The organism is Fictibacillus phosphorivorans (genome assembly GCF_001619875.1).
Taxonomy (GTDB): domain Bacteria; phylum Bacillota; class Bacilli; order Bacillales; family Fictibacillaceae; genus Fictibacillus; species Fictibacillus phosphorivorans_B.
The window spans coordinates 1-16,201 of record NZ_LRFC01000026.1 but is presented as its reverse complement, the minus strand read 5'-3'; the positions used below and the strand labels follow the sequence as shown (position 1 = coordinate 16,201).

Genomic DNA, 16,201 nt, shown 5'->3' with positions numbered 1-16,201 from the left:
AGGGTTTCTTTAGTTTAATTACATCATGCCGCCCATTCCACCCATGCCCATGCCGGACATGTCAGGCATTCCGCCGCCAGCGTTTTCTTCTGGCTTATCCGCGATTACTGCTTCTGTTGTTAGGAACATAGCAGATACGGATGCTGCGTTTTGTAGAGCTGAACGTGTAACTTTTGTTGGGTCAACGATTCCAGATTCGAACATGTTTACCCACTCGCCAGTTGCTGCGTTAAATCCAACTCCGATTTCTTCGTTCTTCAAACGCTCAACGACTACAGATCCTTCAAGACCTGCGTTGTGTGCGATTTGACGAACTGGTTCTTCTAGTGCACGAAGTACAAGTTTCACACCTGTTAACTCGTCGCCTGTCGCTTCTACTTGAGCGATTGCTTTTAGCACGTTTACTAGAGCTGTACCACCACCGGATACGATACCCTCTTCAACTGCTGCACGCGTTGAGTTAAGTGCGTCTTCAATACGAAGTTTGCGCTCTTTTAGCTCAGTTTCAGTAGCTGCACCAACTTTGATTACCGCTACTCCACCAGCTAATTTCGCTAGGCGCTCTTGTAATTTTTCTTTATCAAACTCAGAAGTTGTTTCTTCGAGTTGTGCTTTGATTTGGTTAACACGAGCTGCGATTTTAGATGAGTCTCCTGCACCTTCAACGATTGTTGTGTTTTCTTTCGTAACCACAACTTTAGAAGCTGTTCCAAGCTGCGTAATGTTCGCAGTCTTAAGGTCAAGACCTAGCTCTTCCGTGATCACTTCACCGCCAGTTAGTACTGCGATGTCTTCCAGCATAGCTTTACGGCGGTCACCGAATCCAGGAGCTTTAACTGCTACTGCATTGAATGTTCCGCGAAGCTTGTTAACTACTAGAGTAGCAAGTGCTTCACCTTCAACGTCTTCAGCGATCAACAATAGAGATTTCCCTTGTTGTACCACTTGCTCAAGTACTGGAAGGATTTCTTGAATGTTCGTAATCTTCTTATCTGTGATAAGGATGTACGGGTTCTCAAGCTCTGCTTCCATCTTGTCAGAGTTTGTTACCATGTATGGAGATGCGTATCCGCGGTCAAACTGCATACCTTCAACCACTTCAAGCTCTGTTGTGAATCCTTTAGATTCTTCGATCGTGATAACGCCATCGTTTCCAACGCGCTCCATCGCTTCAGCAATCAATTGTCCTACTTCTTCGTCAGCTGCAGAGATTGCCGCAACTTGTGCGATAGACTCTTTGCCTTCGATTGGTTTAGAGATCGCTTTTAATTCTTGAACAGCAGCAGCTGTCGCTTTTTCGATTCCTTTACGAAGTACCATTGGGTTAGCTCCGCTTGTTACGTTCTTTAGTCCTTCACGGATCATCGCTTGAGCAAGAACCGTTGCAGTTGTTGTTCCGTCCCCTGCTACGTCGTTCGTTTTGCTCGCAACTTCAGCTACAAGCTTAGCACCCATGTTTTCGAATGCATCTTCAAGTTCGATTTCTTTTGCGATTGTAACACCATCGTTAGTGATTAGAGGAGAACCGAATTTCTTCTCAAGCACAACGTTGCGTCCTTTTGGTCCAAGTGTTACTTTTACAGCGTTCGCTAGCGCATCAACACCACGAAGCATTGAGCGGCGTGCGTCTTCACTAAATTTAATATCTTTAGCCATGTAAAAACCCTCCCATTAATTTTAAAAGTTAGTGACTTACATATGCTTTATGTTTGATTTATGTAGCTTCAAATCATTGAAGCTTCCAAGTTACCTAACGATTAGCCTACGATCGCTAATACGTCAGACTCACGAAGAATCAAGTATTCTTTACCTTGGTACTTTACTTCTGTACCTGCGTATTTTGAGAAAATAATCGTGTTTCCTTCAGAAACTTCTAGAGAGATACGCTCGCCGTTATCCGTCACACGGCCCGTACCTACAGCAACAACTTTTCCTTCTTGAGGCTTTTCTTTTGCTGAATCTGGCAATACAATGCCGCTTGCAGTTTTTTCTTCACCTTCTACAAGCTCAATAATAATACGGTCACCTAATGGCTTTAACAAGTGAAACACCCTCCTTAAATAGTTAAAAAAATTCTTATTAGCACTCTTAGTTAGTGAGTGCTAACTCCATTTCTAATAATAAATAAAACTAAAAAAATTTGCAAGCGGGAAATCTAAAATTTAAATCTAAATTTTCTCAAATTCGATATCCTCGCGAGCCCTGCCTATTCTATGTTAAAATGGGTAAGCATATAAAGAGATATCAGATTTACATTTTTGGGTGCGGAAGTAAAGGAGAAGGTAATTTGAAGAAAAAATATTGGTGGATCATCTTCATATATATTGCTATGCAATTCTCGGGTTACATCGGAGTTCCTCTATTAAACGAACTGGGTGTTCCGAAAAAACAACTATTTGGAATGTGGGGAACGATCAGTTTCATCGCCGCTCTTCTTATCATCCTTTACATGCTGATTCCTGAAATGAAAAGCAGGCACAGGGACTCTGCGCGCGTATCAAGAGGGTCTGCTGTTCTTTGGTCGATCATCGGAATTTTTATGGCGTATGCCGCACAAATTATCGCCAGCATGATTGAAATGAATCTGTTTGGCATACAGCCAGGATCTGAAAATACGAAAAACCTTGTTGAAATCGTAAAAAACGTTAAATATTTTATGATTGTAACGGCCATCGTTGGGCCAATACTAGAAGAGATTATCTTCCGAAAGATTATTTTCGGCTCTCTTCATAAACGCTTTAATTTCTTTATCTCTGCTTTGATCAGTTCTCTAATCTTTGCTGCTGTTCATGCGGACTTTACACACTTGTTAATCTATACGGCAATGGGCTTTACGTTCGCGTACCTGTATGTTCGCACAAAACGCCTCATTGTTCCGATCGCGGCACACGTTGCCATGAATACGCTTGTTTTAATCGTTCAAGTATTCTTTGCTGATGAGATTCAGAAGATGGAGAAGCAGCTAGAAACAGCGCAATTGATTATTGGAGGACTATTATGAAGACATCACCACTGTTTATGGCATTTTTATATTTAGGGATCGGACTTGTCTTTACATACTTAGCAGTCCACTACTCGAACGAATACGGCATGACAAGTTTCTGGACGATCATTACGATGGTCGTTGCAACCTTTGATTACGCCAATGCCATCCGCTATTTCGCGTTAAACAACCACTTAAAGAGAAAAAAGAAGAAAAAATAGTGAAAACTGCCCCTTGATGGAGGCAGTTTTTTTGTGTTCGCAGGTGCGGATGGGTGGTGAATTATGAATCGGACAAATTATCGGGTGAATCGGACAAATTCCGTTGTAGATTGGACAGATTAACTGGCCAATCCGACAGAATCATGTGCGAATTGGACAGATTAACTCTCTAATTGGACAAACTGCATTCATGCACAGCCCCCTCTGTTGTACTTACTGTCGACTTATACAAGTATACTGTCCACTTTTCGCGTTTTACTGGCCACTTTCGGTGATTTACTGGCCACTTTTACACATTTACTGTCCACTCTCCGCGTTTTACTGTCCACTTAGATTTCTCCGCAAAAAAAAGAGGATTCTCCACTTGGAGCAATCCTCTTTTTAATCATGAAAAGCTGATTCTGCTTCTGCCTCTCTTTCTTTGATGAGGGCTTCGACTTCTGCTTTCATTCGTTTCTTATACGCTGTTCTCGAAATGATGATGCTGATCTCATATAAAAGAATAAGCGGGAACGTGACCATTAAATGTGAGAGCAGTTCAGGCGGTGTAATCAATCCAGCAACTACTAAAATTCCGAAGTATGCTACTTTTCGGATACTTTTTAACAAGTCAGGTGTTACGATCCCGAGCCGAGTTAAAAACATAATCAATACTGGAAATTGAAACAACAATCCAAACGGCAATGTAATGTTGAACAAGAATGAAAAGTATTCTTGAATCCCATATTCTCCTTCAACGCTCAAGGCCTCAGCGACATTACCCATAAAACTTACGACGAATGGAAATAGAATAAAATAGGCAAATGCGAGTCCCGTTAAGAAGAGCACAAACGCGATCGGAATGTACATTAATGTGACTTTTCTTTCGTTCTCATAAAGCCCGGGGCTGATGAATGCCCAAAGCTGATATAAGACCACTGGTGCTGATAAGACGAGCCCGATAAAAAAGGCGAACGTCATGTAGACATTCAGTGGATCGGTTAGATGAAAAGCGTTCATCTGAATGTTCTTAGCAATTGGATCACTTTGCAGATACACGATCACGGGCTTTGCTAAGAAAAATCCTGCGATCAAGAACACAAAGAAGGCTAAAATTGCCCACATGATGCGCTTTCTTAACTCTCCAATGTGGCCGTATAGCGACATATTTTTTTCAGTGGTCATAGAAAAACATCCTTACTTCTTCAGTTGTTCGCTTTCTTTCTTGTTGTCATCTTCTTCGTCCATCATGCCTTTTGTAGCATTTTTGAACTCGCGAAGTGTTTTCCCAGCAGCTTTCCCTAACTCAGGCAACTTCTTTGGTCCAAACATAACAAGCGCTGCAAGTCCGATAACTGCGATACTTCCTGGTCCTAACATAACGATTACCTCCTTGTTTTAAGAGTAGTTTTTCATAAAATAAACAAGCGATTGCAATTCAACGGCTAAATCAATATGATGTACACGGATTTTTGGCGAGACCGTTAACCGAGCTGGGGTAAAGTTTAAGATCCCCGTTACACCTGCGCGCTCTAGCTGATCTGCGATTGGCTGCGCCGCTCCAACAGGTACGGTGAGAATGGCAACATCGATGCCCCGCTTCTTCAGTTCTTGCTCGATGTCTTCCGTGTGGTAGATGGGCACTCCCGCGATCTCTGTACCGATTTTTGCTTGATCTACATCGAAAGCAATTTCTATCTTTGTATTATTATTTTTGGTGAAATTATAGTGCAAAAAGGCAGTGCCTAAGTTACCTACTCCAATTAACGCGACTGTTGTTGTTTCGTCTTGGTTCAATGTTTTCGCAAAAAAAGACAGCAGATAATTAACATTGTAGCCATAACCCTTTTTGCCTAATGCGCCAAAGTAGGAAAAATCTCTGCGGATCGTTGCAGAATCTACTTTAACCGCCTCACTTAATTCAGCTGAGGACACCCTTTGTTTACCGGAAGATGATAAGTTTTTCAAAAAACGATAATACAAGGGCAGCCGTTTTGCTGTGGCATGTGGTATTTTTAACTGTTCTTGATTCATATATGGAGCCCTCCATGTGTAGAAAGCTTATCTATTCCTATTGTATCATACTTTGTCAGGGCTTGAGGAACGCAGAAAGTCACCATTCTTTCCTCCTGTTTTGGACACAAGGTATGTAGGTCCGATCACCATGCCCTTATCTGCTGCTTTACACATGTCATAGACGGTAAGAGCTGCAGCAGAAGCCGCTGTTAATGCTTCCATCTCGACGCCAGTGCTTCCTTTTGTCTTAACTTCAGCTTGTATATTTAATTTAAAGTTGCGGTTCTCTAATTCATCCCAGTGAAAGGAAAGATCGACACCTGTAAGTGATAGTGGGTGGCACATCGGGATCCAGTCAGAGGTTTTTTTAGCAGCCATAATTCCAGCGACCTGCGCAACGGCTAGAACGTCCCCTTTTTTAAATCCATTATCTTTAATCTTAAGGAAGACTTCTTCAGAAACGGTTACCCCGCTTACCGCTATCGCTGTTCGATGAGATGTTTCTTTTTCCGAAATATCGACCATGCGAGCACGACCTTCTTCGTTAAAATGGGTAAACTCTGTCATAAAACCCCTCCTCATGATGAATATACACGAAACCGCTTTTATTGTCGTTATGATTTTACTTGTAATTATTGCAAAATGTTGAACATTCCCTTTGTTGGCGCGAATCTCCAAACTACGCTAAACTACTAAGTAGACAGGGTTATATATTTTAAAAAGGCTGTTTGCGCAATCATGGTTGTACTTGAAAGTAATTGATTTCCGCTCCAGGTTGCTCCCTTTCCGCGGGGCGGGCGGTGAGCCTCTTAGCGCTTTGCGCTATTAAGAGTCTCACCTGTCCCACTCGTCCCGCAGGAGTCTCGCACCTTGCGCTCCAATCAATTTATCAATGATGCAAGAACAACAATCTTTTATAATAAACCACCCGTTTTTCATAGAGGTGAAATTACAATGATTATTTTACAAGTTCAGGACGTTACGAAGTCTTTTGGGGCTGACGTCATTTTATCAAATATAAAATTAGAAGTTCAAAAAGGTGAGCGCATTGCTTTAGTTGGGAGAAATGGTGCCGGTAAGTCAACGCTCCTTCGCGTGATTACCGGAGAGTATTCTTATGATTCTGGTCATGTCATGATCCCTAAAGACGTTAAGACAGGATACCTCGCACAGGACGCAGGACTTGATTCTGACGAAACGATTTGGAACGAGATGCTTTCTGTTTTTGAAGATCTGCGTAAAAAAGAAAAAAAGCTGCGTGAGATGGAAGCGCGTATGGGTGATCCCGCAGTCATCGGAAATGAAGCAGAATATGAACGCCTTCTCAAAGACTATGACGCGCTGCAAGTCACGTTTAAAGATGAAGGTGGCTATCAGTATGAAGCTGAGATTCGTACGGTGCTGCACGGCTTTCAATTTGCTGATTTTGATCGCGATACGAAGATCAATACACTGAGCGGCGGCCAAAAAACACGCCTTGCGCTGGCAAAGCTCCTTTTAACGAAGCCAGATCTCCTCATACTCGATGAGCCGACTAACCATTTAGACATCAAGACGCTAACGTGGCTTGAGCAGTATTTGCAGAGTTATCTAGGCGGTATCTTGATTGTTTCCCATGACCGTTATTTCCTCGATAAGATTGTAACGACTGTATATGAAGTATCAAGAAAGCGGTCGTTCCGATTCGTAGGAAACTATTCTAGTTATCTCGAGCAAAAAGCAGAGCGATTTGCTCAAGAGATGAAAGAGTTTGAGAAGCAGCAAGATCAAGTGGCGAAGTTAGAAGATTTTATTCAGCGTAACATCGTACGTGCTTCTACGACGAAACGCGCGCAAAGCCGTCGCAAGCAGCTTGAGAAGATGGAGCTGAAAGAGCGTCCAGCTGGTGCTGAAAAGTCTGCCTCGTTTTCGTTTGATATTGAAAAACAAAGTGGCAATGATGTGCTAAAGCTTGAGAATGTGAGCACGGGGTATGAAGATGATGAACCGTTATTTAAAAATGTACAATTAGCAGTGAACCGTCAGGATAGCGTCGCGATTGTCGGACCAAACGGAATCGGCAAATCAACGCTTCTGAAAGTTATTCGAAAAAAGCTCCCTCTCATATCGGGCGATATACGCTATGGCAGCGGGCTAAAGATCTCTCACTATGACCAAGAGCAAGCCGATCTTCACTCGCGCAAAACACTTTTAAACGAACTGTGGGATGACTATCCGGAAAAAACGGAAAAAGAGATTCGTTCTATACTCGGACAGTTCCTTTTTAGCGGTGACGATGTGCTGAAGCTTGTGACGGAGTTAAGCGGTGGCCAGAAAGCACGGCTTGCACTCGCAAAGCTTATGATGGAAAAAGGGAACCTCCTTCTTTTGGACGAGCCGACGAACCATCTGGATCTCGATAGCAAAGAAATATTGGAACAAGCACTAATTTCTTATCCAGGTACGATTCTTTTCGTATCGCATGACCGTTATTTTATTAACCGAATCGCAACAAAGGTCGTTGAACTCGCACCATCTGGTATGACCGAATATTTAGGTGACTACGACTATTACACAGAGAAAAAGAATGAGATGAAAGCCCGCGAAGAAATTGCAGAGCGTCAAAAAGCGGAAACCGTGTTAAACACACCTTCTTCAAACCAGGTGAACGGCGCGAAAAACTCGATCGATAAAGAAGCGAAAAAACTTGATCGAAAACGCCAACGCCGCATTGAGGAGATTGAAGGACTTTTAGAAGGGCTTGAAAGTAAGATAACTTACGCAGAAGGCGAGCTTTGTAAGCCAGAAGTGTTCCAGGACTACGAGAAAACACAAGAGTTCCAATCGCAGCTCGATACGTTGAACGAAGAAATGGAAACCTTAATGGAAGAATGGGAAGAACTGCAGAACGATTAAACCAATAGCTGACATCCTTACAGCTTTGTAAGGATGTCAGCTTTTTCATTTATCCACAGATCGCATCATGAAATTTCGATATAGACTAAAGTTATCCACTTTATCCACACGAACATGTGTATACATTATGTGAATTGTGTATAACATAAATCCTTTATTTTATATATGTTCAAAGCTCTGTCCACATTATCCACAAATCTGTGCATAACTTTTCCACAAAAAATAAGGGAGATTGTGTCGAATGTGGTCTATTTCGGTCGACAAATAAAAAAGCTCCTTTCCCTATTAGGAAAAGAGCTTACCACTTTATTGTGCTTCTAAATCAAGTCCTGGTACACCGTTCAATGACATGTCTCCTCGTGTACCCTTTTGATATGCCACACTGCCCGCGGCTGCAATCATGGCTGCATTGTCTGTGCATAAGTGCAGCGGAGGAATCACTAAATCATACTGTGTTCCTTCAAACCGCTTTTCTAACTCGTGACGAAGACCTTTGTTCGCTGCTACCCCACCAGCTAGCAATACTTGCTTGACGTTATATTGCTCCGCAGCACGGTACGTCTTTTCCACAAGCACATCCACTACACTCGCTTGAAAGCTTGCTGCTAAGTCTTCCGGTTTAATCACTTCACCGCGCTGCGCTGCATTATGAACGGTGTTGATTACCGCAGACTTCAAGCCGCTAAAGCTAAAATCAAGTGATTCTGGTTCTAGCCAAGCTCGAGGCAAGTCGATGTTCGGTTCTCCTTCTTGTGCCAGTTTATCGATATGAGGACCTCCTGGGTACGGCATGTTCAGCGTCCGTGCCACTTTATCATACGCTTCCCCTGCAGCATCGTCTCTTGTTTCACCGATTACTTTAAACGTTCCGTGCTTCTCCATGAATACAAGCTCGGTATGTCCCCCAGAAACGATTAGAGACAGCAACGGAAAAGTCATTTCTTTAACAAGCCGGTTTGCATAGATGTGCCCTGCAATATGATGCACAGGTACGAGCGGCAGACCGTGCGCAAAGGCAAATGCTTTAGCAGCATTCACACCGATAAGCAGCGCGCCGACTAGCCCAGGTCCCTCTGTTACAGCGACTGCTGTTAAATCTGATGGTTCAATTTCCGCCTGATTCAAGGCTTCTTCAATCACAATCGTAATTTGTTCCACATGATGGCGTGACGCCACCTCAGGAACGACACCGCCGAATCGTTTATGACTCTCAATTTGAGAAGCTACAACGTTTGACAGCAACTCTGTACCGTTTTTCAAAATAGCTACTGCTGTTTCGTCACAGCTTGTTTCTATCGCTAATATCAACTCATCTTTTATCATAATTCCACCCACATTACTAAAGCATCTTCACCATTATCGCTGTAATAGTTTTTCCTGATACCGCCTGCTTCAAATCCAAGCTTTTTATATAAATTCTGCGCAACATGATTGCTTACGCGTGCTTCTAGCGTCATCGTTCTAGCACCTTGTGTTCTGGCAAGCTTAATGGCTTCTCTCATAAGCATTTCCCCAAGCCGTCTTCCTCTATACGAAGGGAGAATGGCAATATTCGTTACGTGTGCTTCGTCCATAACTAGCCAGATTCCACAATAACCGATCGGCTGAAAGGAGTCTTCAATCACGAGGTAATAGGCGAATTGGTTTTCAACAATCTCTCTATAGAATGCTTCCCTTGACCATGGTACTGTAAAAGACGCTTGCTCAATCCCTAAGATATCATCAATGTCACTTACTTTTGCCAACCTGAATGTATAAGCCTCTCCCATCTGTTATCCCTACTTCCCCTGTGACTTCAGCCAGTTCACTTCTGCTTCTGCCAACTGAAGATAGCTTGGGGTAAACGAATGGATATCATCCGGTTCTCTCTTCATTCCGATACGGCCTAGTTCGCTCGGCCGCGGGTTGTGATCTGATACTTGTCCGAATACCGCTTGATTCCCTAATACTTCTTTTATTGTTTCCTGGTGCAGTGGAAGATCGTTTCCTATAAATAAAATTTTCTTATCAACAGTTTGCAGCTTTTCGAGCCAATCCCTAAGTAAGATGATTTGATCACCCCAAAGATTTCGGAATTCTCCTGAATCATCTTGTCCATAAAGCCCAGTAAACAATTGAGTACGGCGTGCATCAAACAGCGGCACTACGAACCCATCAAAATATTTACCGCTTTGAGCTAAAACTTCTAAACTCGAGACACCAACAAGGTCCTTTTTCAGCGTCCAAGCGAGTGTCTTTGCAATGGTTACGCCGATTCGAACCCCCGTGTAAGAGCCTGGTCCTTTGGCAACGACAATTCGATCCAGCTCAGCAGGTTTCACCCCTGTTTCTTTAAGCACTTCTTCAATCGCGGGCATGACTCGTATCGAATGATTCTTTTTTAAGTTTGTTATATACTCACCGAGCACTTTTCCTTCATCCAATACAGAGATCCCCATTACAAGATTGGATGTATCTATTGCAAGAACTTTCATTACATAATCTCCTTAACACGTTCTTCGTATCTAATGCCAATAGGTGTCACTTGAATCTCTCGCTCATCATCGCCTTTATTTGATATCACGAGTTCCAATCTATCCTGTGGCAAATATTCTTCTATAAAAACGGCCCACTCTACCACACAGACCCCATCACCTGAAAAATACTCTTCAAAGCCTAAATCTTCATCAGAGTCTTCTAAACGATACACGTCCATATGATAAAGCGGCAAACGACCTTTGTATTCTTTAATGATGGTAAAGGTAGGAGAGTTCACTGTGCGGGTGATTCCGAGTCCTTTTGCGAGCCCTTTTGTAAAAGTCGTCTTTCCAGCTCCAAGGTCTCCAGCAAGCGTAAGCACATCCCCTTTTTGAAGAATAGAGCCCAGCTTTTCAGCAAAAAACATCGTTTCTTCCGCTGACTTCGTTTTGTAATGATATGTACGCATAACTTCTCCTTACCTTTCCCTAAAATGATTAAACCCTTTTTTCGCGAGAAGTTCGGGCTCCTCATTCTTTTTATGCAGATAAACGGCTGTCTTACCAGCTTCTCCAACTTTCCCAATTTCATATAGGGAAAGAGAATGTTGTTGGAATGCCTCAGTCAGTTTCACAAAGTCTTCTATTGACGCGGTTCCAACGAGCACATAATCTTCTCCCCCATATAATTGATGGGTTAACCTACCGTTTTCTTGTAATTCTGCAAATGATGAACTTACTGGCAGCTTATCACGCTGAATATGTATCGTGACATTGCTTGATTCTGCAATTTCATTTAATTCACTTGCGATGCCATCACTAACATCATTCAAAGATATTCGATAACCACTGTTAGCGAGAATTCTCCCTTGCTCTATGTGAGGTATGGGCATTTGATGCTGATGAATCCACTTCTTTTCGTTATCTGTAAAAACAGCGTGCCTCGTTTTCAGGAGTAATAAGTCAAGCCCTGCAGCCGATTCACCTGTTGTGCCTGTTAAAAACACGATGTCATCCGGTTTAGCATAGCTACGTAAAAGTTTTCTTCCTTTTTCTACTTTTCCAATAACCGTCACTGTTAATACAAGAGGTCCTTTTGTTGAAACGGTATCTCCGCCAATAAGATCCATTTTATGCGTCTTCGCCAGTTCGTTCATTCCTTCATAGATTTCTTTCAGCTCTTCTTCGTTCCAGTCTGGAGAGATAGCAATAGAGACTAAATAGAACTGAGGAATTCCGCCCATCGCTGCAACATCACTTATGTTCACAGCAAGCGCTTTGAAACCTACTTGATAGGATGATAACGTATCTCTCGTAAAATGGACTCCTTCAACCATCGTATCCACACATACCACTTGATCCATATGTTCGTTCACAGACCAAAGAGCAGCATCATCACCAATGCCTGCGACTAACTCCTTTTGAAAGGAATGTTGAGGTGTGATGCTTTTAATCCAGTCAAATTCGTCTTTAATCATGGATAAGCTCCTCTCTGGTCTTAACTTTAGTTTGTTTTCTAAAATAGATAATTGCTGTTAGCTTTTTTCTAATAGACTTCAATGAATAAGTTGATTGGAGTGCAAGGTGCGAGACTCTCGGCTAGGACAGGTAGACAGGTGAGACACTTAAAAGTGAAACGTTAAGAATGTGGCTCACCGTCTGCCCCGCGGAAAGCGAAGCACTTGGAACGGAAATCAACAGCCCTAGAGAACAACTGAGCATCAGCTTTTTAAAACAAATCAAATTATAAAAAAGCCTTAGGATCATAATAAAACTCCTAAGGTGACAGTAGTATATTTTTAGTTTAACTTACTTTTAGACATAAAAAAACACGAAACCTTGTTTCGTTTTTTAAAAGTGGCGGACCCGACCGGGGTCGAACCGGCGATCTCCTGCGTGACAGGCAGGCATGTTAACCACTACACCACGGGTCCAGCTTGTATGTAAGATGTAGTTAAAATTAGTTCTTAAAATAAATTGGTTGCGGGGACAGGATTTGAACCTGCGACCTTCGGGTTATGAGCCCGACGAGCTACCAGACTGCTCCACCCCGCGACGTTATAAAATGTTGTTTTTCTGGTTTTAGATAACAACTGTTTCGGACATTTATTAATATATCACGTTTATTAGTATGATGCAAGTGTTTTAAAAATATTAGGCACTGGAAATTTTATTTTTTTCCAGTGCCTTTTGTTTTAAGCCGTTTATTCGTTAATTTCAGGGCGTTTGTTAAACCCCTTTGCATAATAAATAACAGTTAGCAATATTAACCAAAATGGTCCGACAATCAGTGCAATTCGTGTATCTGGGAAATAGGCCATGATCCCCACCACAAAGATAAGAATAGCTAGTGCGATATATGAACCATATGGGAAGAACGGCACTTTAAATTTCAATGCTTTCTTTTCCTCTGCATTCAATCCTTTACGGAACTTAAGCTGTGCAAAAAGGATGATGGACCACGTCCAGATCGCGCCGAACGTTGAAATACTTGTTACCCAAACAAATACTTTTTCAGGAACTAAGTAGTTCAGGATAACCCCAATTAAAAGAGCTCCCGCAGAAACCAATACGGCTACAGACGGTACACCCGTTTTACTTACTTTATTAAGTTTAGCTGGTGCTTGTTTTTGTTCTGCCAGATTGAAAAGCATACGTCCTGTGCTGAAAATTCCACTGTTACAGCTTGATAAAGCTGCAGTTAGTACGACAAAGTTAATGATACCAGCAGCTTGTCCGATACCGATTTTTTCAAATGTAAGAACAAACGGACTTCCTTGCGTTCCAATCTGATCCCACGGATAGATAGACATAATGACAAATAGTGCCCCGACGTAAAATAAAAGGATACGCCAGAAAACAGTATTAACGGCTCTAGCGATCGATTTTTCAGGATTCTTTACTTCTCCTGCCGTTACACCGATCATCTCGATCCCTAAGAATGCAAACATAACCATCTGCATCGACATGAGGATCCCTTTTACTCCATTCGGAGCAAATCCGCCATTTTCCCAAAGGTTGCTTATCCCTGTTGCAACGCCACCATTACCAAAACCAAATAAAATCATGCCTAACCCTGTCACAATCATCAATACGATGGCAACGATCTTAATTAAAGCAAACCAGAATTCAAACTCTCCGTAAGCTTTAATCGCAAGAAGGTTGACACTGGCCATAATCACCAATGCGGCTAATGCCCAAATCCACGTTGGCACATCTGGGTACCACATCTTCATATAAATCCCTACGGCTGTAATTTCCGCCATACATGTTACGATCCATAAGAACCAATAATTCCAGCCAGTTAAATATCCAGCTAGTGGTCCAATGTAGTTTTTTGCATATCGGCTAAAAGACCCTGCAACTGGCTGATGTATCGCCATCTCTCCTAAAGCTCTCATAATGATAAACATTACGGAACCACCGAGTGCATATGCAAGTAATATTGCTGGCCCCGCCATTTCAATCGCTGAAGCTGACCCTAAAAATAAGCCAACCCCAATAGCAGCTCCGAGTGACATAAGCGTAATATGTCGTTCCTCGAGCCCTCGATGTAATTCTTGTTTCGGCTTCATTTTTATGCCTCCCTTGATGTGTATGATGAAGCGCTTTCACTCGGATATCATAACATATTTCGACAAAGCTGGACAATTCGTTTTTATTACAATAAAAAGCCCTAAAGTACTAAACTTTTAGGGCTTTTTCAGCAGCTTTTTTAAAGACTGAACAAATATCATCAACGTTTTCAATACCCACTGATATACGGATTACATTCTTATTTATTCCTAGCTTCTCACACGCCTCTGCTGGCAATGAACGATGAGATGTTCCTAATGGATAGGAAACGGTTGTTTCAACACCCGCTAGCGTTGGAACGATATGAACCCAATCCAGAGATTTGAAGAACGTATGCACATCACTTTGTTCGTCGAGTTCGATTGTCACAATGGATGAATTCCCAGTCTCGCTCACAAACTCAGGGTAATAAACGGTTTTAATGCCTGCCGTATCTTTTAACTGACGTGCTAATTCAGTTGCATTAGCGATATGACGCTCCATACGTACACTTAACGTCTTTAATCCCCTTGAAGCCAGCCAAGCATCAAATGGTCCTAGATTGCAGCCAAGATGAATCATTTTAGCTTGTGCTTTTGCAATAAGATCCTCCCTGCCTACAACAACTCCAGCGGTAACATCACTATGCCCGTTCAGGTATTTGGTTGCACTATGAACAACAAGATCTATACCCTTCGTAAACGGCTGAAGCACATAAGGCGTCGCAAAAGTATTATCAATCATCGTTGTAAGATTGTGTTTTTTAGCAAGCAATACAAGCGCATCAAGATCTTCTACACGAAGCAATGGATTGGTTACTGATTCGGAATAAATTAATTTTGTATTTGGCCTAATGTTTTCTTCGATTTCCCCGATGTTTTTAAAGGATACAAATGTTGTCTCAATCCCAAAGCTCTTCAGATCATCTGAAAGAAGCTGATAGGTTCCTCCATAAAGGTCATCACAAGCAACGATATGATCTCCATTTTGAGCAACAGATAAGATACCCACTAAAATGGCTGACATACCTGATGAAGTCACAACGCCTGCAGGAGCCTGTTCGAGCTGAGCCACGCCGTTTGCAAAATCATTTTGGTTGGGATTGTTCATTCTCGTATATAAGTAATCGTTTTTTCCTCTAAAATAATCCTCTAAATCATCTAAGTCAGTAAAAGAAAAAGCTGATGTCTGATAGATCGGATTGATCTTACTTACCGACTTTACACTGTTATGACCACTAGCATGTACACTGGAAGTATCAAAATGAACGTTTTTCATGAATCTATGGCCTCCCCATTGTTTTTAGTTACTAGTGTAGCATAAAACTTGCAGGAAATACGGTGGAGGGATTTGTATGGACTGAGAGAATTTAAGGTATGATGGCTGGTGGATAGGGTCGAAAGTTGTTTAAATTTTTTTATTCGTGAAATTATCGGTCTTATACGTGAATATATTTTACATTACCGTGGATAAAATTAGGATTACCGTGAAATTGCGTGATGGATAGAGCTTATAGGGGGACTGGAATCTGTTTTTCTTACTTTTTTATCATTTTGTAGTGGATTTTTGAGGGCGAAAAGTACGATGACTGAAAGGGTTAGTAGTAAATATATAGTGATATTGTCGAAAATCGGATAAATTTTTTATATAAGTTATTACGCACCCATTTACGAATATCCTCTATTTGTGGTGGATCCCTTAACGCCTCATTTGGCTCAGCTAGAATCAGCTACTGGACTGGTATTTGGTCGTTTTTGCTAATTTTAGTTGAAGAATAATATACGAAAAAGAAGATGGTTGGTCCATCTTCTTTCTATTTTTATGGTTTTAAGACCTTGCTTGGGGCAAATAAGAATACTCCAAGCATAAAGGGTGAGGTATTTTTGTTCAGAATTGAGTCTAATTAGTGGGAGAATTAAGTCTAAAACGTAAAAATTAAGTCGTTACGAGCCTCAATTAAGTCAAAACGGATAAAATATAGGCGATTCGCTAAATTTCGACAACTGAAACTATCCCTATACCCTCCATCCTCAACACCCTCATCACCATCTAATCTGAAGTTTGGCGGATGCCAAACCACCTTTTTTCTTTTAAAA

At 41.8% G+C, this 16,201-nt stretch carries 16 protein-coding genes and 2 tRNA genes; 3 read left to right on the top strand and 15 right to left on the bottom strand.

Annotation, left to right across the window (positions count from 1 at the left end; genetic code table 11):
• Positions 1-18 precede the first annotated feature (18 nt).
• Positions 19-1,656 carry a chaperonin GroEL gene (gene groL / locus AWM68_RS13290; RefSeq protein ID WP_066242575.1) on the bottom strand — a complete coding sequence of 546 codons (1,638 nt, stop codon included), beginning with the start codon at positions 1,654-1,656 and terminating at the stop codon, positions 19-21.
• 101 nt (positions 1,657-1,757) lie between these two features.
• Positions 1,758-2,042, bottom strand: a complete 285-nt coding sequence (gene groES, locus AWM68_RS13285) for a co-chaperone GroES (protein WP_066242572.1) — start codon at positions 2,040-2,042, stop codon at positions 1,758-1,760.
• A 245-nt stretch (positions 2,043-2,287) separates the two neighbouring features.
• Here groES and AWM68_RS13280 point away from each other — a divergent pair, with 245 nt between their 5' ends.
• Positions 2,288-3,001 carry a CPBP family intramembrane glutamic endopeptidase gene (locus AWM68_RS13280; RefSeq protein WP_066242570.1) on the top strand — a complete coding sequence of 238 codons (714 nt, stop codon included), beginning with the start codon at positions 2,288-2,290 and terminating at the stop codon, positions 2,999-3,001.
• Positions 2,998-3,204 (top strand): DUF4305 domain-containing protein, encoded by a 207-nt coding sequence (locus AWM68_RS13275; protein ID WP_066242566.1) that lies wholly within the window; start codon positions 2,998-3,000, stop codon positions 3,202-3,204. The genes AWM68_RS13280 and AWM68_RS13275 overlap by 4 nt, the downstream gene beginning before the upstream one ends.
• A 381-nt stretch (positions 3,205-3,585) precedes the next feature.
• Here AWM68_RS13275 and tatC read toward each other — a convergent pair whose 3' ends face one another.
• The 4 genes from tatC to moaC are packed head-to-tail and all read right to left on the bottom strand — an operon-like array spanning position 3,586 to position 5,766.
• Complete coding sequence (gene tatC / locus AWM68_RS13270) at positions 3,586-4,368, bottom strand: twin-arginine translocase subunit TatC (protein WP_066242564.1); 783 nt, start codon at positions 4,366-4,368, stop codon at positions 3,586-3,588.
• Positions 4,369-4,380: 12 nt separating this feature from the next.
• On the bottom strand, positions 4,381-4,563 hold the full coding sequence (locus AWM68_RS13265) for a twin-arginine translocase TatA/TatE family subunit (RefSeq protein WP_066242562.1): 183 nt from the start codon (positions 4,561-4,563) through the stop codon (positions 4,381-4,383).
• An 18-nt stretch (positions 4,564-4,581) separates the two neighbouring features.
• Positions 4,582-5,217, bottom strand: a complete 636-nt coding sequence (locus tag AWM68_RS13260; RefSeq protein ID WP_066242560.1) for a redox-sensing transcriptional repressor Rex — start codon at positions 5,215-5,217, stop codon at positions 4,582-4,584.
• 45 nt (positions 5,218-5,262) lie between these two features.
• Positions 5,263-5,766, bottom strand: coding sequence for a cyclic pyranopterin monophosphate synthase MoaC (moaC, locus tag AWM68_RS13255; RefSeq protein WP_066242555.1), 504 nt, complete (start codon positions 5,764-5,766; stop codon positions 5,263-5,265).
• 387 nt (positions 5,767-6,153) lie between these two features.
• Here moaC and AWM68_RS13250 point away from each other — a divergent pair, with 387 nt between their 5' ends.
• Entirely contained in the window at positions 6,154-8,094 is a 1,941-nt protein-coding gene (locus AWM68_RS13250; RefSeq protein WP_066242580.1) for an ABC-F family ATP-binding cassette domain-containing protein, read from the top strand.
• A gap of 306 nt (positions 8,095-8,400) precedes the next feature.
• Here the strand turns inward: AWM68_RS13250 and tsaD are convergent, their stop codons facing one another.
• The 9 genes from tsaD to AWM68_RS13205 all read right to left on the bottom strand — a co-directional run bounded on the left by tsaD (position 8,401) and on the right by AWM68_RS13205 (position 15,383).
• A complete protein-coding gene (gene tsaD / locus AWM68_RS13245; RefSeq protein WP_066242553.1) occupies positions 8,401-9,417 on the bottom strand; it encodes a tRNA (adenosine(37)-N6)-threonylcarbamoyltransferase complex transferase subunit TsaD in 1,017 nt (338 codons plus the stop codon).
• Positions 9,414-9,863, bottom strand: a complete 450-nt coding sequence (gene rimI, locus AWM68_RS13240; protein ID WP_066242550.1) for a ribosomal protein S18-alanine N-acetyltransferase — start codon at positions 9,861-9,863, stop codon at positions 9,414-9,416. The genes tsaD and rimI overlap by 4 nt, the downstream gene beginning before the upstream one ends.
• A 9-nt stretch (positions 9,864-9,872) precedes the next feature.
• Positions 9,873-10,568: a tRNA (adenosine(37)-N6)-threonylcarbamoyltransferase complex dimerization subunit type 1 TsaB gene (gene tsaB, locus AWM68_RS13235; RefSeq protein WP_066242544.1), complete on the bottom strand. Its 696-nt coding sequence runs from the start codon at positions 10,566-10,568 to the stop codon at positions 9,873-9,875.
• The gene (tsaE, locus tag AWM68_RS13230) at positions 10,568-11,020 is read right to left on the bottom strand and encodes a tRNA (adenosine(37)-N6)-threonylcarbamoyltransferase complex ATPase subunit type 1 TsaE (protein WP_066242541.1); all 453 of its coding nucleotides are present in this window, start codon (positions 11,018-11,020) and stop codon (positions 10,568-10,570) included. Before tsaE ends, tsaB begins: the two co-directional genes overlap by 1 nt.
• 9 nt (positions 11,021-11,029) lie before the next feature.
• On the bottom strand, positions 11,030-12,028 hold the full coding sequence (thiL, locus tag AWM68_RS13225; protein WP_331710050.1) for a thiamine-phosphate kinase: 999 nt from the start codon (positions 12,026-12,028) through the stop codon (positions 11,030-11,032).
• 380 nt (positions 12,029-12,408) lie between these two features.
• Positions 12,409-12,484, bottom strand: a tRNA-Asp gene (locus AWM68_RS13220).
• A gap of 44 nt (positions 12,485-12,528) precedes the next feature.
• Positions 12,529-12,605 (bottom strand) — tRNA-Met (locus AWM68_RS13215).
• A gap of 149 nt (positions 12,606-12,754) precedes the next feature.
• Positions 12,755-14,125 (bottom strand): amino acid permease, encoded by a 1,371-nt coding sequence (locus AWM68_RS13210; RefSeq protein WP_066242538.1) that lies wholly within the window; start codon positions 14,123-14,125, stop codon positions 12,755-12,757.
• A 109-nt stretch (positions 14,126-14,234) separates the two neighbouring features.
• Positions 14,235-15,383 carry a trans-sulfuration enzyme family protein gene (locus AWM68_RS13205; RefSeq protein ID WP_066242535.1) on the bottom strand — a complete coding sequence of 383 codons (1,149 nt, stop codon included), beginning with the start codon at positions 15,381-15,383 and terminating at the stop codon, positions 14,235-14,237.
• Between the last annotated feature and the right edge of the window lie 818 nt (positions 15,384-16,201).